The following is a 23537-nucleotide window of genomic DNA, read 5'->3' as shown; positions in this document are numbered from 1 at the left end:
ACTAAATTGTGTGACTTGTACACACGCATACAATGAACGAGAAAAACGTCTTTCGGCTTGATGAACTTCCCCCCGAGCATCCGCTACGGCAGCAGCCGTTCTCGGTGCCCGATGGTTATTTCGATGCTTTACCATCGCGGGTACAAACTCGCGTAACCCGTAAGCCGAAACCAGCGTTTAGCATCAGCTGGTCGTGGCAGCGTACGGCAGTCTCTATGGCTGGAGCAAGCCTGATTGCCGTACTGATCTGGCAAACGCTGCCTAAACGGCAGGAGTCGCTGGGTAGCGAAGCGTTGAGCGGTGTGAGTAATGAGGTAATTGCGGCTTACCTCGATGAGCAGGGGGTTGACCCATACGAACTGGCCGATAGCCAACAGATTCGTTCGACCTTCGGCAGTGATACAACGGCGATTGACTTTCTGAACGTCCAGCCCGCCGACATTCAGCAATTTATTGACGAGCAGGGTTTACCAGAAACTGAAAACCTTGGCTCCTGATTTTACGAATGGTTAACTTTACCACGATGAGAAAGGCATGGATTAGTTGGCTTATTGGGTTTGTGTTACTCGCTCAGGTAAGCGTTGCACAAGACCCCAGTGGACGCCAGAAGATAGAATCAGCGAAGATTGCCATGATCACCAACCGGCTCAACCTGACCACGGACCAGGCTCCGCAGTTCTGGGCGGTTTATAACGAGTATAATGGCAAAAAGCATGAGCTAAATCGGCGCATTCGTCAATTAGGCAACGAACCATCACGGAACAACCTGAACAACAACCAACTGGTAGACGGTTTGCGCGAGATTAACGCAACGAAGCAAAAGTTAGCCGATTTAGATGAAGAATACATGGGTAGGTTTCTGAAAGTAATCAGCCCGGCTCAGCTCAATGAGTTGTATAAGACCGAACGGGATTTCAATCGGGTGCTCATGAATCGGCTCAACAACCAAAGTAACTAACATACTGAACTACGCACAAAAAAGGTCGGCCCCTAGTGAGCCGACCTTTTTTGTGCGTACTGCAAATCTATTCACTTTCGGTTGCCAATACCTTCGCCGTTGCGTTGGTATAGAGTTGATTGAATAAGAATTTGAACGTACCGTGCGATTGAGCCCGGAACGTAATTTCAGGTCCAAACGCATACAGCTTGCCTGCTCCTACCGGGGCGACAAAAGCCGCTACGCCATCCTGTAGATATGACTGGCCCCAGGCCCAACCACTACGTAACGGTTTATCGCTGGAAAACCAGGCCAATGGTTTTACGCGACCCGTAGCAATGGCGTCGGGAGCCAGCTTGAACACGGGACTAGCCTCGAAATACACATCGCTCTGCGCGGGCATTCCCCAGGCGGCCTGATTGGTCGAATCGACGCTCAGGCGCAGAATGCTGCCCGGAACGTAATACTTCTCACTAGCCAGCGGACGCGTCTGCCCTGTATTTGTCATCTCAACTAACGCGTTCTTTACCGGCAATCCCAGATGATACGCTAGATTCGTGCTTGATCCAATCGTAACCACGGAGCCGCCCGCTTCCATGAACTGCTTGAGCTGCGGAATCGATTTGTCAGCCGTAATCTTACCGAGCCACGGACGATACTCGGCGGGCGTTTCGTCAACCTTCGGTTCCCGACCCCCAAAGCCACGTTCACTATTATCCTGGCTACTCACTGGCGGAATGGCCCGCGTTACGAAAACGATTACATCATATTTCTTACGCAGATCACCCGCATCGATGTCTTGCGGGTAGATTACCTGTGCGGAGAAATGATACTGCTCCATCAACCAACGTACCCAACCCGATGGCATTGAGCCGCCGTAGGTATCCCATAATCCGATACGTAACGGCGCAATCCGGGTCATGGCAGCGGGGCGCTGCGCTACACCCGCAATTTCGAGTCCGGTATCACCCGCTGATTTTTCAAGGACTGACTTTGCCTTTGCCCCGGCCGGTACGAAGAAAGAGCCGGTCTCCACACTGCCTTTGCCACCAGACGTTACCCGGTACACATCTACACCCGCTTTCATGAGGTCATTGGTGACCGTAAACGCATAGTTTGATCGGGGAGTTAAGACGTACCCAGCCACCGACGAGCTTGCTTTAATACTTCCTTTGGGCGATTGCAGTTCACCGTACGGAATCCGTTGGAACGGCCCCTCAAAGTCGTCCAGTAAACGATCGAACCGCACGCCCATCTGATACGCCAGCGTCCAGCCAGCCGCGTCGTATGGCCGAATCGGCGGGCCACCTGGGTATTGGAAATCGTTCGGGTGATCCTGCGGCTCAAACATGTCGAGCAGGTGAGGCCGGAACGCCTGGTTCGTTTTTACTACGTACGACCCGGCCGGGTATTTCTTGCCCGCCACGGTAAAATCGGCGGTAGCTTTGTGAACAACTAGCCCAGTCTTGATTAACGCATTGATGAACGTAACGGCCGTTGGAAAATCGGCCTGATCGGCGGGAACAATGTAGCCACGCGGGTCGCGCAGGACCGGGGCTTTCATCACAGAATCAAAATATTTGACCGGCATCCCACTGTTTCGGTTCGCCCAGCCCATTGGATCGCTGGCAGCGGTGTTCCCGGCTTCTGTCGTCCCCGGCTTTTTCTGGTCGTTTCTGTACGCCTGATTGATGGCATCTACCCGCTTGGGCGATAACATCCAGTAGTCTTTACTGCCCCGCTCAATAGAGTTTTTACCCATCCGGTAAATGTTGAACAACAGCTCATCATGATGACGAGCGGCATAATCCAGCACCGCATAGTTCAGCGAAAGCGAGTAGTCTATCGACTGCTTGAACGTCCATTTTTGGGGTGTAACCGGATTCGGCGTAGCACCATTGGGAATCAGTCGCTGCGGTACTAGGGGCACCTCTTCCGGTGTTGGGCCGCCAATAATCTCCGTCAACAAACCTATCATGTTGTGGAAATGCGTTGTCGTTCGCAAGCCACCATTGTACCAGGTCGAGAAGCTGGCGCCGTTCAAGCGGGTAAAGCCGGGTTTATTTTCCGCGTTGAGCCGGTTATACATGGCCGCACCCAGCGCATCGATACCGGTAATCATCAGGGGGTCGAACACGTAGTTGAACGGATCGCGATACGGCGGACCAGCGAGTACCGACCCGGCCGGACCGCGCTGGTGGTGGTTATACATAATCTGCGGAATCCACTCGACAAATAACTGACGGCCGATATTCTGTGATTCCTTCAGGTTCATGATGAAGAAATCGCGGTTGTTATCGTGACCCGCATATTTTTCGTACAGGCGAGGTAAGTTTTCGAGCGACCGTTTTTCGGGCTTTTCGTTGCGCATGTACCAGTTGGTCACGATCTCCTGCCCATCGGGATTGGCATGGGTCAGCAGGATAACAACCTGATCGAGAATACGTAGTGTTTCGGGGTCTTTCCGGCTTACTAACTGCCAGGCGGTTTCAATAAGTTGATGGGTGCCAACGGTTTCGGTAGCGTGCAGTCCGCCATCGATCCAGACGATTGCTTTGCCTTCGTCGGCCAGGGCGCGCGCCTGCTCATCGGTCAGGTTCTCGGCGCGAGCCATTTTTTGGGAAATCTCCTGGTAACGGCTTAACTTTTTGATGTTGGCGGGCGACGAAACAATTAACATAAATTGCCGACGACCTTCTTCGGTTGGGCCAATGTCAACGAGCTTCGTTCGATCAGAGGTTGCCAGTTTTTTAAAATAAGCCTCCGTTTGTGTGTAGGTGGCAAGCTGATAATTATCGCCGATCGAAAAGCCAAAGTGTTCTTTGGGTGAGGGAATCGTTTGCGCCTGGGCGAGCGTTATGCCAAGCAGCAACAGAACAGTTAATGAGTGTAAGACTTTACGCATCAGGAGATTTATTTTGTCAGGTTGTGTTTTAACGGTTGAATTTAACGATAATACGTCAGACCCAACCGTTAAAACCCTAACAATTCTCCTATATGCCGAATTTAATACCGTACTACTTTAAAGCTGGAGATACCCCCGTCAAAGCGAATAATCATTTTTTTCTTGGCTGCGTCGTAGCCAGGGCTCAAGTACTCTCCCCCACCAACGTCCGTAAAATCGTCCAGCCGTTCAATGTTAAGGGCTCCGTCTTTTTTGATGCGGCAACCAACTTCTTTTGGAACGCGTACGGTTACTGAAGCGGCCCCAACGTCAAGCTTTACGTCCGACTGATCGGCTTTTGCCCCTAACTTAAGGTCAAGATCGGCGGCTCCGGCGGCAAGTTTTAGGCTTTTCACGGCGTATGAACTTAAGTCCAGATCGCCCTGCCCGGCACCTAGCGCCACGTCCATCGTCCAGAGCGGCTTATCATTGAGGTGGATATCCACCCGGTTCTCGAAATTACCGTCTTTCAGCTCAAACTTTTGATTCTCCTCCGAAGGCTTCAGCTCAATGGTTGGAACGCGCGTGGTCGGATCACGGTCGACGGTCATCGAATAATTACCAACCGTTTGCTTGGTATCGGCTTTGATTAGCTCCGTAGTTGGATCACTAACAACGAATCGCCCGGCTCCCCCGGCCAGCTTAAACACGGCTTCCCGCGTGTCAGCATCCATCGACTCCCTGAACGTATTAGTGTGCACCTCATTGCGTTCGGTATCTCGGCGTTCTCGTTCGGCCCGATAGTCGTCTTCGTTGTTGTCGTCACCTTCATCGGCATTGTCGTCATCTTCATTGTCATCATCGTCGTGATTCCAGTGTATCCCATGTTCGTTATGGCGATCACGCGCAAAGAATCCGAACAAGGTCGTTGGTACTGCAACGGCCAGCATGACCGTGGTGACGAAAGCCGCCGGATTGCCACGCCGTTCCAGAATCAGGTTGATACCAGCCAGAATAAGCAGCACCGGCCATAAGTTGACGAGCGAGTGCCAATCGGCATCTAACCATCCGGCCCGTCTGGCCAGGAATAATACGCCAAACGTAAGTAGGAAGATCCCCCAGAACAGTCCGTTATTTCGTCGTTTCATGACAGCGTCCATTTTTCCGTATCCAGGATAAGCAGTAAATAGAACTACTCCCTATCCTGAATACGGTTGGTTTATAATGAGTTATCCGGGTTGTTGGTATTATTGGAATCGTAGGGCGTTCTGATCCGGTCGCGGAAGATGAGCCACAAGCCGGTCGCAATCAGGAAGAACGGCCACAAATCACCGAAATCAATATCGAAATAGCGATCCAGCAAAAACAAGACACCAAGAATGATCAGGACAGCGCCCCCGATAATGCTGCGGTCGGGCGATGCGGGTTGATTAGGATTGTAGGGATTCATGGAGAAAACAGGATTAGCATAAACGGTTAATTGATTGACGGATGCACCGGCCGGTTGCTTTGGCATAGCGATCCACAAGATAATGTAAATCAGGAAGGCTGGAAAGCCCGGCAACGGAATACCAATCAGAAAAAGCAGGCGCACAATGGTGCGATTCCATCCAAAATAGTGGGCCAGTCCGGCCGCGACGCCCCCGATCATTGCTTCGTCGGTGATGCGTTCTAATCGTTTGTTCATGGCTTTTTGTGTCTAAAACCGATGTAAACGTAGCAGGTTGTGATGACCGGTGGAAGGAGAATCGGAAGAATGGACGCGGCTATTGATGGATGTATGTTTTCAATGATAGTAGGTAATGCATAGTAGTGGGTTAAAGCGTGATGAAAATAGCTTTTCAACGCAGTAAGGCCAGGCTTAATCTTCTTCAATGGCTTCCAGAATGTCCATCAGATCACCGAACTCTTTATTACCAGGCCGTTCCTCATCGCCCCCACTCAGCGCAATACCCCGCACCGACAAATCAGCCAACAGTTCGTGAATATTATCAACCGAAATACCCGTTCCCAGCAGGATTGGGTAGCGATTGGCTAGCCGTTGAAGAGCGGTTTTCAGATCGGCGTCAAAGTGGAGCGCCCCTTTACTTTCGAGCAGTACGTATTCAGCACCCGACGAACCGGACTGGAATAACGTATCAAGCTGGTCGAGGGTCAGTTGCGACAGATCGACACGCAGGATAAGTGGTTTGTCGTACGTAGCCAGATACGGGAGCAGGGCCGCTTCGTCGACCTGCAACAGATCAGGCTGGTACGTAGCGAGGAGTTGCTCAATCGTTTCGGGGTCTGTACTCGTCGTTTCGCCAACAATCTGCACACCCGCAACCCATGACTTTATTTCGTCAAATTTCTTCGGCTCAACGTACTCCGGCGAGTCGCTATCCATGGAGAAACCGAGCATATCAACGCCCATGCCGGCACAGTAGCGTGCATCGCTCAGGTTGGTCACATTCGATATTTTCACTAAAGTCTTAAGAGCCATGCGTAGTGTCGGTTAGCAATATTGGTCAGTAAACCGCAAAAATACGAAGTCGTGCCTTGTAGTACCCTATTCCGTTCAGATTGTTCAGCTTCGGACAGCAAGTGTACGATTTCGGACGCCCGCAATACATCCTTACCCCTATTAAGCGCCTGTATGGCTATTTTTTTAGCTTGGCAAGGCATTTGTTCTACTAAAGTTGAAGATAAAGATCTGGTATGAGACGAACGTACTTAGGCGAGTTTGAAGAAGTCGTTTTATTGACCGTAGCGGTTTTGCACAAAAGTGCTTATGGCGTTGCCATTACCGATGAACTAGACCGACAGACGGGCCGGTCGGTGAGTATCAGCGCCGTTCATGCGGCCCTCCACCGGCTCGAAGAGAAAGGCATGCTTACGTCCCAGATGGGCGATGCGACGGCCGAACGGGGTGGGCGCCGGAAACGGCTGTTTACCGTTACGGCGCTGGGCAGTCGGACGCTTCACGACATTCGGGCCGTTCGGGAGCAGTTATGGAAGTCGATTCTACCCAATACGTTGCCTGCCATTAGTATATGAGCAAATGGAACAAACAAGAAACACCAGAACCGCCCCGCTGGGCCGACCGCCTGCTGGAATGGTTCTGCGCTCCGCACCTGCTGGAAGAGATTCAGGGCGATCTGCACGAGCGATTTCACCGGTGCGTCGCCACGATGGGCGAACGGAAAGCCCGACACCGATACGTCCGGAATGTACTCAGCTTCATCCAACCCTTTGCCATCAAACGCAAACCGACAAACAGCCCTTACTCGTCCGTCCCTTTACTCAGTACGACTATGCTACAGAACTATTTCAAAATTGCTCTCCGTACCCTGGTCCACAACAAAGTTTACTCGTCAATTAATGTCATTGGGTTAAGTATTGGGCTGGCAGCGGCCATGCTGATCATGCTGTACACCAAAGACGAGGTTAGCTATGACCGGTTTCACGCCAATAACCCGAACATCTACCGGATAACGAGCCAGGAATTGAATCCGGCTGGCTCACCTGAGAGGTTCAGTCCATACACGGGTATCTTCCAGGGGCCAAAGTTCAGCGCTAGTGTCCCCGAAATTCGGTCTTTCGTTCGTTATCAGTCTAATCGAAGAGACATTAAGCAAGGCAACGAGATAAAGAGCCAGGACGTGTTCATAACGGACTCTTCTTTCTTCCAAATCTTCTCGTTTCCATTGCTGAGCGGCAATTCTAAAACAGCACTTCGACAACCTAAGTCGGTCGTGCTTTCTGAGGAAATGGCCAAAACGCAATTTGGTACTACCGACGCCCTCGGCAAAGTCCTTTATTTAAAAGAAGAAGATCAATTTGAGCCCTATACCGTAACGGGTGTAGCGGCAAAATGTCCGCAAAACTCGTCCATAAAGTTCGATGTGCTGATGCCCATAACCGTGTCGAAAGAAGACATGGGCAACAACAGTAACTGGTTCAGTGTCTTCCTAAACACGTTCGTCGTACTAAACCCAAATGCTAACATCAAAGCGGTTGAAGCCAAAATGAATCGTATTTACCTGGCTGACGCCAAGGAGAGCATCAAAGAAATGGCGGAGAAATATGGCTTTAAAAACAAAGTAGAATACGCGCTTCAGCCCTATATCGACATGCATCTGAGCAAGGAATTACCCGCTGATAATGGCTTAGTGGACAGCAGTAATCCGATGTTCTCTTACATTCTATCGGGAATTGCCTTGTTTATTCTGTTGATTGCCTGCATCAATTTCATAAATCTAACGGTTGCCCGGTCGTTGAAGCGAGCCAAAGAGATTGGCGTACGAAAAGTGGTAGGTGGAGGTCGGTGGCAGCTGATTATTCAGTTTATGGGCGAATCGTTCGTGCTTTGTTTTGCGGCTTTTATATTAGCCATATTACTGGTTCAATTGGCCCTGCCCACGTTTAACCAGCTTTCCGACAAAGCCCTTGCTCTTTCTTACCTCTTCGATTTGAAGTTAATACTGGGCTACATCACACTTTTCGTGATCACCGGCTTGTTAGCAGGTTTTTATCCAGCAATAGTTCTGTCTAACTATGATCCCGTTCAAACACTTTACAGTCGATTCAATCTGTCCGGGAAGAATTATCTGCAAAAGGGCCTCGTTGTTTTACAATTCGCGTTGGCCTCCTCTCTGATCGTTGCGACACTTACCATCTATTCTCAATTCAATTATTTGACCAACAAAGATTTAGGGTACGACGACAGTAATATGGTAGTTCTTGAGAAGTCAGGAATGAAACGAAGTGAAGCTTCTTTGTTGGAAGAAGAGTTGCTGAAAAGCCCGACAATCATCAATGTCTCGCCAAAAAATGGAGGATTCTGGGGCACAATTGCTAAAGTCAATAATAGTGAAAAGCAAATCAACTTCGCTTATGAAACCATAGACGAGACCTACTTGCCAGCATTCAAAATTCCGATTATCAAAGGCCGTAATTTTTCCGCGCAGTTCCCGAGTGATTCCACCAATTCTGTGCTTGTCAACGAAAGCTTCGTTAAAGAAGCAGGCTGGAAAAACCCGATTGGTCAGGTAGTTGACTTTTCGTACGATAAGCCAGAAAAGTATAGAGTGATTGGGGTCGTAAAAAACCATCACTATGCCTCACTCAATCAAGAAATCAAATCGCAGCTTTTTACGATGAAGCCTACAAACTTATACGGTAAAGCCTTCATCAAGATTAAACCGAATACCGAGACGGAAAGCCTTCAATACATTGAAAAGACGTTCAAGAAACTGTTCCCTCTGAATCCGTACTCATATAAGTTCTTAGATCAGGAAAATTTAAAGCGGTATGAGTCGGAGGCTAAATGGAAGCAAATGATGCTCTTCGGGGCCATACTGACTATTTTTATTTCGTGCATTGGTCTCTTCGGCTTAGCTACTCTTTCGGCCGAACGACGTACCAAAGAGATCGGTATTCGCAAAGTACTTGGAGCGTCGGTTTCTACAATCGTCCAACTGCTTTCTACTGATTTCCTAAAACTGGTTGCGCTATCCTTCATCTTCGCTTTTCCGGCGGCTGGCTATGCCATGCAGGAATGGCTTAAAAACTACCCTTACCGAATAAGCCTGGGTGCCGACGTGTTTGCGTTGACTGCCTTAATTGCCATTTCCATTGCGTTCTTGACGGTTGGCTGGCAATCGCTGAAAGCCGCCTTGATCAATCCGGTAAAAACCTTGAAGTCAGAATAATTCCGTTTGCTCATGCATAACTCAGGACAACCCCGAAACGACCGGTACGCCGGAGCGGGACCGCCCCGAAACGTCGGACCGCGTTGGGCCGATCGGCTGCTGGAATGGTTCTGTGATCCGTACTTGCTGGAAGAAGTGCAGGGCGATCTGCATGAGCGCTTCCGTCGAAACGCTGCCCTGTTCGGCGAACGTAGCGCCCGACGGCAATACGTCCGGGAGGTACTGGGTTTCATCCGCCCATTTGCCCTGAAGCGTCAATCTCCTGAGTATTCATCCCCTTTTCTATTCAGTCCTGCCATGATCCGTAATTATCTAAAAACTGCTTTCCGTACACTGAAGAAGCATAAAACCAGCGCGGTAATCAACTTATCCGGGCTTACGCTGGGCGTAACGGCCTGTCTGGTGATTTATCTCATCACCAGCCATGAATTGAGTTTCAATACGTTTTATCCGGATGGAGAGCGCATTTATCGGCTGGTTGGAGAGGCTCAATATGGTGCTCCGAGTGAAAAACATCCGGTGGGTTTTGCTCCGAACGCCGTTCCAAACGCTATCCGCGAAGAGATTCCGGGGCTGGAAACAGTAGCTGCATTTCACAACATTGCGTCGCACGTGCTTATTCCGACCGGTAAAGAAAAGCCCAAACGATTTGACAGTAAAAGCCACAGTGAAATTGTGGTGACCGAGCCTCAGTTCTTCGAGATTTTCAAGTACCAGTGGCTGGCGGGTAGCGCTGACGTGGCGTTGAATGAGCCGTTCAAACTGGTTCTGTCAGAACGTAAGGCCCGTACCTACTTCGGCGATTTACCGCTCGACCAAATGCTGGGCAAGGAGGTTATTTATTGGGACTCTGTTCGGGTCAGTGTCGCGGGCATTGTAAAGGACTGGGAGCAGCCGACTGATTTTATGTTCACAGACTTCATTTCGTTCGCAACGATCAGGGCCAGTGCCCAGATGAAGGGCAATATAAACCTCGACGAATGGAACGACAACTGGTCGTCCTCACAGGCATTCGTAAAACTGCCGAAAGGTATGTCAGCCGCTCAGTTGACTCCTTCATTTCTGCAGTTTTCCAAACAGCATTTTAAAGGAGATTTCAAATTTGTACCGGCTCTGCAACCTCTGTCTGACTTACATTTCAACGCCGACTACACCGACAACTACTCCAGAAAAGCACACTTGCCGACGCTGTATGGGCTGATGGGGGTCGCCTTGTTCATTCTGTTGATTGCGGCCATCAACTTTATCAACCTGACCACCGCGCAATCAATCCGGCGTTCGCAGGAAGTAGGGCTTCGGAAAGTGCTGGGCAGCAGCCGCAGCAGCCTGGTCGCTCAGTTCATGAGCGAAACATTCATTCTGACGACTTTAGCCGTTTTTATTTCGTTGTTACTTACCCAGCCGGTTCTGTCGGCCTTCGCATCAATTATTCCGCAGGGTGTAAGCCTTACCGTATCCAATCCGCAGGTATGGCTATTTTTGCTCGCCATTGCCTGTGTTACAGCCCTGATTTCGGGCCTGTATCCCTCCTGGATTCTGTCGTCTTACCAGCCTGCGACTACGCTTAAAGGGCAAACGGCATTAGTCGGAAATCGGAAAGGTTATCTGCGTAAAAGCCTGATCATTTTTCAATTTACGGTGTCCATGGTCTTCACCATCGGAACCCTGTTTGTAGGTCGCCAGCTTAGTTTTATGCGCGATAAAGACCTGGGCTTTTCGACCGACGCTATCGTTTCGTTGCAAACGGGTCGACTAGGCAAGAGCGACATTCTGGCCCAGAAGCTCAGCCAGCTATCGGACGTAGAGCGCGTTACGCGGGAATGGTTTCCGCCGATGGGTGACAGTTACATGGTAACCAAGCTGAAATACCACGGCAAAAAAGAAGTTGAGCTGGACGTGTCGGCCAAAGCAGGCGACGCGAATTACATTCCGCTCTATCAACTTCGGTTACTGGCCGGCCGCAACTACCGACAAAGCGATTCGTTACGTGAACTAGTCATTAACGAAACGTACCTGAAGGCCCTGGGTTTCAAAAAACCGGCCGAGGCTCTGAACCAGCTTATCGACTTTCAAGGCAAACAGTACCCCATCGTTGGCGTTGTTGCCGACTTCCACGAACAGTCGTTCCATGAACGGATCAGCCCCGTCTTTATCGGATACCTTCCCATGCAATCGCAGAACATTGGGGTTAAGTTAGCTACCACGGGCAGGCAGTTGAGCGATATGAAAGGCATCTTGGCCAACCTCGAAAAAACCTGGAATGACGTGTATCCCGACACTAAATTCGAGTATTCGTTTCTGGATGAATCGATTGCCAAACTCTACGAAAAAGAGCAGAAAACGGCTCAGCTCGTTAATACGGCCACAGCCATTGCTATTTTGATCTCCTGCATGGGCCTGTTTGGTTTAGCAATGTTCACCGCCGAACAACGGACCAAAGAAATCGGTATCCGGAAAGTACTTGGAGCATCGGTCGCCAGCATCATTACGTTGTTATCGGCTAACTTCCTGAAGCTTGTGTTACTGGCCATTTTCATTGCCACGCCCATTGCCTGGTACGCGATCACTCAATGGTTAAACGACTTTGCCTACAAGGTTGATCTGGACTGGTGGGTATTTGCTCTGGCTGGCATCCTGGCAACGATGGTCGCTCTGGTCACCATAAGCTTCCAGAGTGTGAAAGCAGCTCTGATGAACCCGACCGAGAGCCTGCGGACGGAGTAATAAAGATGGGTTAATCATGAGTGGCTGACACTGCGTCAGCCACTCATGATTAAACATAAACGGCTACTTCACCCGGCTGTATATCTCCCGAAAGTTTTTTACGCTTTCGGCAATTTCAGGGCCGTTGTTTTCCCAATGATATTCGTACTCGGCCGAAATAGGTCCTTTAAACTGCTGCCGTTTTAACTCCTCAAGTACAGCTTCGACTTTGCCGTCGCCCGTTCCCCAGACAACGTCATGGTATTTGGCTTCAGGCGTATCTTTCTTTACGTCCTTGAAGTGCATTCCCAGCACATGGCCGTTCAGTTTCTTCAGGCACTCGACCGGGTCAAGCCCCGAACGTACCCAGTGGCCAATGTCGGCGCAGGCGCCCACGTATTTACTTCCGCCAATGGCCGCCAAGACCGTATCGGGATGCCAGTACCGCGACGGTTTCGGGTGATTATGCAGCGCTACGTTGATTTTGTATTGATCGGCCAGTTTGCGCACGTACGCCATCTGGTCGGGAGTGGGCTCTGAATTGATGTTGCGAATGCCCATGTCTTTGGCAAAGTCAAACAAGGCGTTCCATTCCTCCTGCGACTTCGGGCTGATTACCCCGTAGGCAACAAGGGTCAGCCCTCGGTCTTTGACTAGTTTCTTAACGGCCTGACGGGTAGCGGCATCCATCATAAAATCCATCGACCCTTTTACGCCCCCACCAATCGGCTGACCGGGGAAAGCTTCCACGTATTTCAGGCCACAGCTATCCATTTTCCGTAAGGCATCGGCGAACGAAAACAGTCGAAACGAATACGCCTGTGCGCCCAGTTTCCACCCGGCTTTGTCTTCCGGCCGGTTTTGAGCCAGCAACGAACAAAAAGGTAAGGCAAGAAGTGCTCCCCAGAGCCAAAATTTAGGTAAGTAGTTCATAAGAGTAAAGAGGCTGTTCGTCAAATAAAGAAATGACAATATGCTCTTTACCCATGTTGCTTTGAACAACTAGTATATCCGCTCAGGATTTGCGCTATCCAAACAGATTCAGTTGATTACCTCGCCGAAACTTAGACGTGTCCAGCGCCGGAAACGAACGCTCCGATAAGTGGTTGTGGAAGGCCATCCGGTGCAGTTGCCGAATGTAGTCGGCGACCTGCCCTTCTCCGGACATTCGGGTACCAAAGCGCGAATCACCGATGCTTCCTCCGTGACAATCGGCAACCTGACGTAGCACCTTATCGGCTCGCTCCGAAAAATTCTGACGTATCCAATCTTCGAACAACGGGCCGACAGCGCCGTTGAGTCGAACCACTGTATAGCCTGCCCAGCAAGCACCGCGTTCAGCGGCCGCTTTAATCATAGCCGGAATCTCCTGGTCATTCAATCCCGGAATAATGGGAGCCGTCATTACGCCGACCGGTACACCCGCTTCTGTAAGCGCCTGAATCACCCGCAGGCGCTGCTCGGCGGTAACGGTACGTGGCTCCATCTTTAGCCGCAAGGCTTCGTTCAACGTAGTGAGCGATATAAGTACGTGCACCAGATTCAGTTCCGCTAGCTGACGTAACAGATCCCTGTCGCGCAGGATCAGCGCATTTTTAGTAATGATGCTAACGGGATTACGGTATTGCAGGCAAAGCGCCAGCATGCGACGCGTTAACTGATACGTTCGTTCGGCGGGCTGGTAGCAGTCGGTATTGCCGGAAAGATGAATCGGTTTAGGCTGCCAATTCCTGGATAAAAACTGGCGCTCGAGCAGGGCCGGAGCGTTACGTTTGACTACTATTTTGGATTCAAAATCTAATCCAGCCGAGTAGCCCCAGTATTCATGGGTGTTCCGGGCGTAGCAATAAATACAGCCATGTTCGCAGCCCTGATACGGATTTACGGACGCCGAAAAGGGAATGTCCGGGCTTTTTGAGGTACTGATAATCTGCTTTGCCTGCTCTTCGAAGTACTTGGTTTTCAGGACTGGCTGCGGAAAATCATCATCCGGAATGTCATCGATGCTGGTCGCGTCCAGGTGTTGATCCTGGAAACGATTCGTCGTATTGAATTGTGCCCCACGCCCTTTTTTGTACTCCTCTTTGCCGTTCTTCATCTACTCAAGATACGCAGAAATTGGGAGTTCTCCAGGCAATTCAGCGCTTAGTTAGCTGTCCTGAAGCGTACACTAGGTTGTCCGGTAGCGGACATCTGGCAGTCCTTGATTTTAGCCAAAACAGGCATTCTGTTACGTAGCGAGCGATTTTGATTACTGGCAATCTATTTGCTCAGCAAAACTAGATTTAATATACGACGATGAAACGAACCTACTTAGGCGAGTTTGAGGAGATTGTGCTGCTGATGGTCGCCGGGATGGATGGCGAGGCATACGGCGTTGGTATCACGCACAAGCTTAATGAGGAAACGGATCGGTCTGTTCGGCTTAATCAGGTCCATGCCGCGCTGCACCGGTTGCAGGAGAAAGGCATGGTTGCCTCCCGCATGGGCGATCCAACGCCCGAGCGCGGTGGCCGCCGAAAGCTGCTGTTCACCGTGACGGCCTACGGGTATCGGACATTACAGGACATTAAAGAAATGCGGGCGCAGTTGTGGAATGACGTACCGTCTACGCCCAAACTCGCCATCAATTTATGAACTCCAGGCCTATTCCCCACCCACCCCGCTTAGCCAACCGCCTGCTGGAATGGTTTGTGGCTCCGCACCTGCTGGAAACCCTGCAAGGCGACCTCCACGAGGAGTTTGCTTATCAGGTTGAGCGCGTGGGTGTTCAACGAGCCCGGTGGCGCTACTGGTGGGATGTGCTAGGCTTTGCCAGACCTTACGTAATGAAACGTAAACCGGTGGTTGGAATGCCGCCCTACCACCAATTCGATCAGTACTCAACCCCAACCTATTCAGACATGCTACGGAATTATCTTAAAATCGCTTTTCGTAATCTAGCCCGCAACAAGTCCTTTTCAATTATTAATCTACTGGGTTTATCGACGGGCATCACGGTCTGTTTGCTGATCTTCCTGTTCATCATGAATGAGTTCAGCGTCGACAATTTCCACAAACATGGAAAAACCATCTACCGCGTCATGCGTGGTATACCGAATGAAGGTAAAGAAATAGCCGTCTCCTATTTGTCAGGGCCTTATGCGCCCGCGCTGCTGACCGACTTTAAAGAGCAAATTACTCAGGCTGTACGGGTAAATCCGACCGATGCGCTGGTAACTTCCCAGGACAAATCATTCCACGAGCGAAAAATCATTAGTGTTGACTCTAACTTTTTCACGTTCTTTTCTTTCCAGCTACTTAAAGGCGATGCCACTACGGTATTGCGTGAACCAGCGAGTGTCGTGCTTACCGAATCAACAGCCATAAAGTACTTTGGCAGCGTCGACAACGCGATGGGTAAAATCATTAAAGTTGACAACAATTTACCCGTAAAAGTCACCGGTATTGCGCAGGACGTACCGGCTAATTCTCACCTGAACTTTGACCTAGTGATTCCCCTGGAGAACTACAAAGATCGGCTCTGGATGACCCACTGGATTAATAACGGCATTTACACTTATGTGCAGCTTGCCCCATCCGTCAGCGAAGAACAGATAGAGCGAAATTTTCCGCGCTTTATGGAAAAACACATGGGGTCGATCATGAAGCAATCAGGCTTTCACTTTACGCTATCGCTCACGCCGTTACGGGATATCTACTTTGAACAGGCAGCCTTCGACGGTGCCAGACATGGCGATAAACGGGTGGTTTACATCTTTCTATCGATTGCAGTCCTCATCTTGCTGGTGGCCTGCATCAATTTCATGAATCTGTCGACGGTTCGGGCGGTGGAGCGGTCGAAAGAAATTGGCGTTCGGAAAGTCTTGGGCGCAATTAAAGGACATCTGGTCTGGCAGTTCATTGGCGAGTCGCTGCTGCTGACAACCCTTTCCTGTCTACTATCCATAGGGCTGCTGGCGCTAGTTTTCCCGGCTTACGAACAACTCTTAGGTTACCCGTTGAACCTTGCTATTTATGCGCTGCCCATTGGTGTCTTCCTGATTGGGATTATCCTTATAGCGGGTTTCCTGTCAGGCTGCTATCCGGCATTCGTGCTGGCGGCCTTCTCGCCCATCCAGGCTCTAAAAGGTAGATTACAGTTAGGGACAGGTGGTATTTCGTTACGGCAGGTACTGGTGGTCGTGCAGTTCAGCATTTCGATCTTACTCATGCTCGGAACAGCCATCGGTACGCAACAGATGAGCTATCTCAAAAACAAACAGCTTGGGTACAATAAAGAGCAGACGTTAGTAATCCCCATCGATAACAATGACATCTACAACTTCTTTCTGAGCCATAAACAGGAACTGCTCGCCCAGAGCCGGATAGAGGCCGTTTCAATGATGTCGGGCGAGCCGGGTGGTTTTTTCGACGGGCTTATGTTTGACGTGGAAGCGCATCCCAACCGTTGGAAAGCCCGAACTGAGTTTGCCGACTTCGACTACGTAAAAACCATGGGGTTGAAGCTGATTGCGGGCCGGGACTTTTCGGCCCAGTACCCCACCGATTCGACCCAGGCTGTACTGGTTAATCGAACGGCGGCTGCCAGACTAGGCTGGACTCCGAACGAAGCCATCGGCAAATGGTTGAAAAACACGATCGTCGACAAGACAAATCGAACCATCATTGGTGTAGTCGAAGATTTCAATTTCCTGTCCCTGAAAGAGGCCATCGAACCCTTGGTGATTAGTCCCAACACTGACGACCGCCGGGCGGCCCTAATCAGACTAAGGCCTGGGAATACGGCGGCTACGGTCGAAACCATTCGGCAGTTGTACGCGAAAACGCGACAATCGTATCCGTTAGAGTACCATTTTTTAGACCAGCAGTTCGACCAGATGTACCAGACGGACCTGCGTCAGCAAACGATTTTGAGCGTTTTCGCGGGTTTAGCCATTTTTATTGCTTGTCTGGGTTTGTTTGGGTTAGCTTCTTTTTCGGCCCAGCAGCGCACCAAGGAGATTGGCGTTCGGAAAGCCCTTGGGGCATCAGTGGGCAGTATTGTAAGCTTGCTTTCCAGTGATTTTTTGAAACCGGTAGGCATTGCCATCCTGGTAGCCAGCCCCCTTGCCTGGTATGCCATGAATCAGTGGTTGCAAAACTTCGCCTACCACATCGACATCGAATGGTGGGTATTCGCGCTGGCCGGTGCATTAGCCATCGGTATTGCGCTACTGACTGTGAGCTTTCAGAGTATCAAAGCGGCCTTAGTAAATCCGGTAAAGTCCTTACGTAGTGAGTAACTGGCTTGGGGCTAGGGGCATGGAGAGAAGGGTAGTACCAAGCTCCGCCTATTGCCTCCAGCCCTTCGCCCCCTAACCCCATGAAGCCCCAGCTCCCTACCCCACCCCGCGTAGCCGACCGCCTGCTGGAATGGTTTGTGGCTCCTCACTTGCTGGAAACCCTGCAAGGCGACCTCCACGAGGAGTTTGCTTATCAGGTTGAGCGCGTGGGTGTTCGACGAGCCCAGTGGCGCTACTGGCGGGATGTGCTGGGCTTTGTCAGGCCCTATGTGATTAAGCGAGAGAGAACCGAGAATCTAAACCCAACTAACACCGACATGATCCGCAATCATATCATCATTGCTTTCCGACAACTCTGGAAAAATCAACTCCTCAGTGGCCTGAACATCGTTGGGTTAACTGTTGGCCTGGCCGTTAGTACGCTGATTACGCTTTACGTCTGGCACGAATTTCACTACGACCGCTTTCAACCGTTTGCCGACCGGACGTACCGGATTACGTCTGTCGCCAGGTATGGGGGAGACGACGTGACTATGACCGGCCTGCACGAATCCTTTGGGCGTGAAGCCAAACGGCAGATTCCAGACGTGGAAGCCGTTATCCGCTTTTCGGATGGCGTTGGCGATCCCGTGCTTCAGTCCGACCCGCAGCATCGGTTTAAAGAAAGCAATATCGGATTTACGGATACACCCGCCCTGTCATCGCTGGGCTTTCGGTTGATATACGGCAATCCGAAAACGGCACTGGGCGAACCCGGACGGATTGTTCTGACCCGGCAACTGGCCCAAAAATACTATGGCGACCGAAATCCGCTAGGGCAAACGCTACTGTATGATAAACAGTACCCGTTGACCGTTTCCGGCGTTCTCGACGACTACCCAACACACTCTGTTATTCAGGTCAACGGATTGATTTCGCTGAGTTCCATGCCTACGCTGGGACCTACGGCCAAGAACATTTATGAATCGGCCGGGTTTCTGCAAACCTTTCTGGTTCTCCGGCCGGGAACGAACATCGCTTCGGTAGAGAAGAAGCTGGAGCAGGTGAAAGGGGGCATCCATTTTGTCGATATGACAGCCCGTTTTTTCCTGGAAGCGCTTCCAGACCTGCATCTCGACAGCCGCGGTGCCCCGAAAGATACCCGACAGTCGATTTACATTCTGCTCACCATTGTCCTGTTGATTCTGGCCCTGGCGATCATCAACTACGTTAGCCTCACCACCGCCCGCGCCACCCAACGGTCTCGGGAGGTAGGCATTCGAAAAGCGGTTGGCAGCCAGCGCAGCGAACTGATCGGGCAGTTTTTTATAGAATCGTTTCTGACGACGACTATAGCTTTTGGCTTATCGCTGGTGGTGTTACAGGTGCTGTTCCCGTGGGCCAACCAGGCGCTGGATTTACGCATGGACAACCGCGTACTGCAACAGGGGACCTACTGGGGTCTGTTGGCCGGTTTGTGGCTGGCCTGCGCCTTATTGGCGGGTGGCTATCCGGCCCTGTTACTGTCCAGATTCAAGCCTAACGAAGTGCTGAAAGGCACCATCGGTTCAGCACGAAGCGGGGCCGGGGTTCGCCAATTCTTCACAACTCTTCAGTTTACCGCTTCCGTTGCCCTGCTGATTTGCAGCCTGGTACTGTTCATGCAGATGCGTCTGCTGCGAACGCAAAATCTGGGCATTAACCGGTCACAGGTAGTGAGCATCACCATTGACAGCGACATGACGCGGCAGTTTCCCGCTTTTCGGGATGCGGTTCGGCAATGGGCCGGTCCCGACAACGTAGCGTACTCAAACACCGCGCTGTTTACAAACCGGATTATGACCTGGTTCATGAAAACGGCCAAAACGCAAAAGCAATTGATGGTGAACGCCATGACGGTCGACAAGTCGTTTTTTGCGATGATGGGGGTGCGGATGATTTATCCGCCTGTTGGCTGGCAGGACAGGCCCGTAACAAAGGAACTTCAGTTGTATAACCAAACGGTGATGAACGAAGCGGGCATTAAGGGCAATCCAATACAACAGCCTGCTCCCTTCAAAGATCAACCCACGGATGGAGTTGTGGCCGACTTTCATGTGCATAGTCTCCGCGGGTTGGTGTCGCCCATGTTGCTGACCGTCATTAGTGACACCAGCCGCAAAGCCTTGGCCAAGGGGGGCTTTCTGCTCGTTCGTCTGGGCGCTCAGACGGACGTAATGCAGGCGCTGGATCACCTTCGTCAGTTGTACAATCAAACCCAGCCGTCTGTTCCGTTCGATTATTACTTCCTGGACGAAGCGTATAACCGCCTGTACGAAAAAGAAGAACGGTTGATGCGTCTGTTCAATGGCTTTACCGGCCTGACGCTATTGGTTGCCTGCCTTGGTTTACTGGGTTTGATGACGTTTTCGGTGGAGGTCAGGACTAAAGAGATTGGTATCCGTAAAGTGTTGGGGGCATCGGTATCCAGTCTGGTAACGCTGCTGTCGAAAGACTTTCTGAAGCTGGTCCTGCTCGCCATACTGATTGCCTCGCCCATTGCCTGGTACGCTATGGACCAGTGGCTGCAAAACTTCGCGTACAAGATCACCATTGAATGGTGGATGTTTGCCTTAGCCGGTGCCCTGGCAACCTTAGTCGCCCTATTAACGGTCAGTTTCCAGAGCATCAGAGCCGCCCTAATGGATCCAGCTAAGTCACTACGTAGCGAGTAATTCGCTTAGGGTTAGGGGCAGAGGGCGAAGGGTACAACCAAGTCCTACCCCTGCCCTATGTACCACGCCCAACACCATGAAAACCAACGCCGGATCGCCTGACCGCCTAACCCCTCCGTCCCTCGCCGACCGTCTATTAGAATGGTTCGTGGCTCCGCATCTGCTGGAAACCCTGCAAGGTGATTTGCATGAAGAGTTTGCTTACCAGCTTGGGCGGGTGGGTGCACGACGCGCCAAGTGGCGCTACTGGTGGGATGTGCTGGGATTTGTGAAGCCTTATGTGATCAAACGCAGAAAAAGTGAATATCCTAACCCTACCAACATGGACATGATCCGAAACTATTTAATGATTGCCTTCCGAAACCTGTCCCGCAACAAAGGCTATTCGGTTATTAACATCACAGGCTTGGGCGTGGGGATGGCTGTAGCGATGCTGATTGGCTTGTGGGTTTGGGATGAGCTGTCTTACAACAAGTACCACGCCAACTACGACCGCATTGCACGGGTAATGCAGCATCAAACCTGGAACGGATCGACCAGTACAACTCCGGCAACACCTCTACCCATGCGGGCGGTTTTGCAGAACGAGTACGGTAGCTATTTCAGTCATATCGCCTTATCGTCCTGGACCGAAGAAAGAATTCTGGCTTATGGTATGAACAAATTTACAAAGCGGGGTAACTATGTAGAGCCTAGCTTTCTAGACATGTTTTCGCTGAAGATGCTCAGCGGCACCCGGAATGGACTTGATAACCCCACGTCTATTCTACTTTCTGAATCAGTAGCGAAAGCACTGTTTGGTGATGCTGATCCCCTCAACAAACTCGTTAAGGTCGGCAACAAGCGCTATCTTAAGGTAACTGGCGTCTATGAGGATTTGCCTTACAGCACTGAGTTTCGGGAAGTATCCTTTCTCCTTCCCTGGAAATTGTTCGTTGAGGACGAAGCTTGGGTAAAACGGTCGGAGACAAATTGGGGGAACAATTCCTTTCTTCTACTAGTCCAGATTGCTCCCCACACTAGCTTCGATCAGGTTTCGGCCAAGATCGAACGGATCAAAGTCACACACGCTAAAGAGGAGGCCCGGTTTGACCCTAAGGCGTTTTTACACCCGATGAGTCAGTGGCATCTCTACTCCGAATGGGAAAACGGTGTACTAATTCGGGGGCGAATTCAGTTCGTGTGGCTGTTCAGCATCATTGGCATGTTTGTGTTGCTGTTAGCCTGCATTAATTTTATGAACCTTAGCACCGCCCGCTCTGAGAAGCGTGCTAAAGAGGTTGGCATTCGAAAAGCGGTTGGATCAGTACGTAGCCAGTTAATCAGCCAGTTTTTGAGCGAATCATTATTGGTTGTTGTAATCGCTCTGGGTGTAGCGCTATTCCTGGTACAGCTTTTACTACCGTTATTCAACGAGCTTGCCGACAAGAAAACGATTATCCTATGGAGCAATCCGCTGTTTTGGATCTTTTGCTTAAGCTTCACTCTCTTTACAGGCTTGCTGGCCGGTAGCTATCCGGCGTTGTACTTATCTGGCTTCCAGCCCATGAGGGCACTTAAAGGTACCTTCCGGGTCGGACGCTTTGCATCCGTGCCACGTAAGGCGTTAGTGGTTACCCAATTTACCGTATCCGTAACACTTATTATTGGTACCATCATCGTTTTTCAGCAGATTCAACACGCGAAAAATCGACCCGTAGGTTTCGACAGGACAGGGTTATTATCTGTCCTGATGAACACCCCCGATCTGTATAAACATTACGACGCAATTCGCACCGATTTGCTCCAAACTGGTGCCGTAGTCAACATGGCCGAATCATCCAGTCCAGCTACAGAAGTGTGGAGTAGTGACGCCAGCTTCGACTGGAAAGGCAAAGACCCAAATCAACTAGGCGATTTTGGCACAGTTGGCATCACCCAGGAGTATGGCAAAACGGTCGGGTGGCAATTTAAACGAGGTCGTGATTTTTCCCGCAGCTTTTCAACCGATTCGCTGGGCATTATCATCAACGAAAGTGCGGCTAAGTTTATCGGCATGACAGACCCCATTGGCGAATACATCAAGTGGAACGGCAAGAACTACACAATCATTGGCGTGATCAAGGACGTGGTAATGGGGTCACCTTTCAAACCAATTCAACCAACTATTTTTTTATTAAAAGAAGACTGGGCTTATTTCATCCATATTAAGCTCAATCCACAGATAAATACCCGTGAGGCTCTGGCCCGGATTGAGCCTATTTTAAAAAAATATAATCCTGGCAGTCCATTTGAGTATAAGTTTAGCAGCGATGAGTACGACCAGAAGTTCCGCGCTGAAGAACGTATCGGCCAGTTGTCTACGGTCTTCGCCGTACTAGCCATTTTTATCTCTTGCCTGGGTTTGTTCGGACTCGCTTCGTTTATGGCGGAGCAACGTACTAAAGAGCTTGGGGTGCGCAAAGTGCTGGGCGCGTCGGTGTTCAGTCTGTGGCAATTGCTTTCCAAAGACTTTGTCGGGCTCGTACTCATATCCTTACTGATTGCCTCACCCATTGCCTGGTACTTCATGAACGACTGGCTGCAGCAGTACCAGTACCGCGCGACAATCTCGTGGTGGACTTTTGCCGCAACGGGCGCGGGCGCATTGCTCATTACGTTGCTGACCGTCAGTTTTCAAAGCATTCGGGCTGCACTGATGAACCCGGTGAAAAGTCTGCGAAACGAATAATCTAAAAAGCTGACCCGTAAACGCCCACAAAGCACCGTGATATATGCGGTGCTTTGTGGGCGTTTACGGGTTTTGTTGTCGAACGTTGTTTGTTCTTCTCCGACCTTCCTGAACTCGCGCATTACGTTTGCTCATCTTTCCTGTCCGCAGTCGTACGACTCTTTGTCCATTAACGGACAGCACACGACTACGCTATAAACTATAAAACGGCCTCAAATGCGTATGAAAGCCCATTGCTTACTCTGGCAAGGCATTTGTTTAGCAAATAATAAGTAAATACTTAAAGCTGACATTGACCTCATGGGCAGACCTTACTTAGGTGAGTTTGAAGAACTGGTTCTGCTGACCGTTGCCGTTCTGGAAGGGCAGGCATACGGCGTAACCATTGCCGCCGAACTCAAGCAACGTACCGAACGAACCATTAGTCTGAGCGGGGTGCACATTGCCCTCTATCGATTAGAAGAGAAAGGCTTTGTTCACTCCGAATTGGGTGGGGCTACGGCCGCCCGGGGTGGTCGGCGCAAACGCTTCTTCACCATCACGGCGGCTGGTAAGCGAACGCTGGGCGAGATGCGGGAGGTACGTAACGAGTTGTGGAACGCTATTCCTAACAACCCTTCCTGGTCGTGAGT

General features: G+C 50.7%; 16 protein-coding genes. 10 read left to right on the top strand and 6 right to left on the bottom strand.

Annotated features, from left to right (window positions below; genetic code table 11):
• Positions 1-32 precede the first annotated feature (32 nt).
• Both ACYVIY_RS05750 and ACYVIY_RS05745 read left to right on the top strand, forming a co-directional pair.
• Positions 33-497, top strand: coding sequence for a hypothetical protein (locus ACYVIY_RS05750; RefSeq protein ID WP_460975343.1), 465 nt, complete (start codon positions 33-35; stop codon positions 495-497).
• A gap of 8 nt (positions 498-505) precedes the next feature.
• Positions 506-958 (top strand): hypothetical protein, encoded by a 453-nt coding sequence (locus tag ACYVIY_RS05745; protein WP_460975342.1) that lies wholly within the window; start codon positions 506-508, stop codon positions 956-958.
• A gap of 67 nt (positions 959-1025) precedes the next feature.
• Here the strand turns inward: ACYVIY_RS05745 and ACYVIY_RS05740 are convergent, their stop codons facing one another.
• The 4 genes from ACYVIY_RS05740 to trpF all read right to left on the bottom strand — a co-directional run bounded on the left by ACYVIY_RS05740 (position 1026) and on the right by trpF (position 6303).
• Positions 1026-3842 carry a M14 family metallopeptidase gene (locus ACYVIY_RS05740; protein ID WP_460975341.1) on the bottom strand — a complete coding sequence of 939 codons (2817 nt, stop codon included), beginning with the start codon at positions 3840-3842 and terminating at the stop codon, positions 1026-1028.
• A 101-nt stretch (positions 3843-3943) separates the two neighbouring features.
• A complete protein-coding gene (locus ACYVIY_RS05735; protein WP_460975340.1) occupies positions 3944-4969 on the bottom strand; it encodes a LiaI-LiaF-like domain-containing protein in 1026 nt (341 codons plus the stop codon).
• 71 nt (positions 4970-5040) lie between these two features.
• On the bottom strand, positions 5041-5508 hold the full coding sequence (locus tag ACYVIY_RS05730) for a PspC domain-containing protein (RefSeq protein WP_460975339.1): 468 nt from the start codon (positions 5506-5508) through the stop codon (positions 5041-5043).
• Positions 5509-5682: 174 nt separating this feature from the next.
• A complete protein-coding gene (gene trpF / locus ACYVIY_RS05725) occupies positions 5683-6303 on the bottom strand; it encodes a phosphoribosylanthranilate isomerase (RefSeq protein WP_460975338.1) in 621 nt (206 codons plus the stop codon).
• Positions 6304-6518: 215 nt separating this feature from the next.
• Between trpF and ACYVIY_RS05720 the strand changes: the two genes are divergently transcribed.
• The 3 genes from ACYVIY_RS05720 to ACYVIY_RS05710 are packed head-to-tail and all read left to right on the top strand — an operon-like array spanning position 6519 to position 12238.
• Positions 6519-6857 (top strand): PadR family transcriptional regulator, encoded by a 339-nt coding sequence (locus ACYVIY_RS05720; RefSeq protein ID WP_460975337.1) that lies wholly within the window; start codon positions 6519-6521, stop codon positions 6855-6857.
• Positions 6854-9514 carry an ABC transporter permease gene (locus ACYVIY_RS05715; protein WP_460975336.1) on the top strand — a complete coding sequence of 887 codons (2661 nt, stop codon included), beginning with the start codon at positions 6854-6856 and terminating at the stop codon, positions 9512-9514. The genes ACYVIY_RS05720 and ACYVIY_RS05715 overlap by 4 nt, the downstream gene beginning before the upstream one ends.
• 12 nt (positions 9515-9526) lie before the next feature.
• A complete protein-coding gene (locus ACYVIY_RS05710) occupies positions 9527-12238 on the top strand; it encodes a permease prefix domain 2-containing transporter (RefSeq protein WP_460975335.1) in 2712 nt (903 codons plus the stop codon).
• 63 nt (positions 12239-12301) lie between these two features.
• On the opposite strand, the gene ACYVIY_RS05705 is transcribed toward ACYVIY_RS05710, so the two are convergent.
• On the bottom strand, positions 12302-13150 hold the full coding sequence (locus ACYVIY_RS05705) for a sugar phosphate isomerase/epimerase family protein (RefSeq protein WP_460975334.1): 849 nt from the start codon (positions 13148-13150) through the stop codon (positions 12302-12304).
• 94 nt (positions 13151-13244) lie between these two features.
• Positions 13245-14315 carry a PA0069 family radical SAM protein gene (locus ACYVIY_RS05700; protein ID WP_460975333.1) on the bottom strand — a complete coding sequence of 357 codons (1071 nt, stop codon included), beginning with the start codon at positions 14313-14315 and terminating at the stop codon, positions 13245-13247.
• 200 nt (positions 14316-14515) lie between these two features.
• Here ACYVIY_RS05700 and ACYVIY_RS05695 point away from each other — a divergent pair, with 200 nt between their 5' ends.
• From ACYVIY_RS05695 to ACYVIY_RS05675, 5 genes are all read left to right on the top strand, one after another.
• The gene (locus ACYVIY_RS05695; protein WP_460975332.1) at positions 14516-14854 is read left to right on the top strand and encodes a PadR family transcriptional regulator; all 339 of its coding nucleotides are present in this window, start codon (positions 14516-14518) and stop codon (positions 14852-14854) included.
• A complete protein-coding gene (locus ACYVIY_RS05690) occupies positions 14851-17502 on the top strand; it encodes an ABC transporter permease (RefSeq protein ID WP_460975331.1) in 2652 nt (883 codons plus the stop codon). Before ACYVIY_RS05695 ends, ACYVIY_RS05690 begins: the two co-directional genes overlap by 4 nt.
• An 80-nt stretch (positions 17503-17582) precedes the next feature.
• Positions 17583-20195 (top strand): permease prefix domain 2-containing transporter, encoded by a 2613-nt coding sequence (locus ACYVIY_RS05685; RefSeq protein WP_460975330.1) that lies wholly within the window; start codon positions 17583-17585, stop codon positions 20193-20195.
• 76 nt (positions 20196-20271) lie between these two features.
• A complete protein-coding gene (locus tag ACYVIY_RS05680) occupies positions 20272-22905 on the top strand; it encodes an ABC transporter permease (protein WP_460975329.1) in 2634 nt (877 codons plus the stop codon).
• Between the two features lie 300 nt (positions 22906-23205).
• The gene (locus ACYVIY_RS05675; protein ID WP_460975328.1) at positions 23206-23535 is read left to right on the top strand and encodes a PadR family transcriptional regulator; all 330 of its coding nucleotides are present in this window, start codon (positions 23206-23208) and stop codon (positions 23533-23535) included.
• The last annotated feature ends 2 nt before the right edge of the window (positions 23536-23537 follow it).

Source organism: Spirosoma knui, from assembly GCF_054780635.1.
Note: the sequence above shows the minus strand (reverse complement) of the source record. Positions and strands in the feature narration are given on the sequence as shown.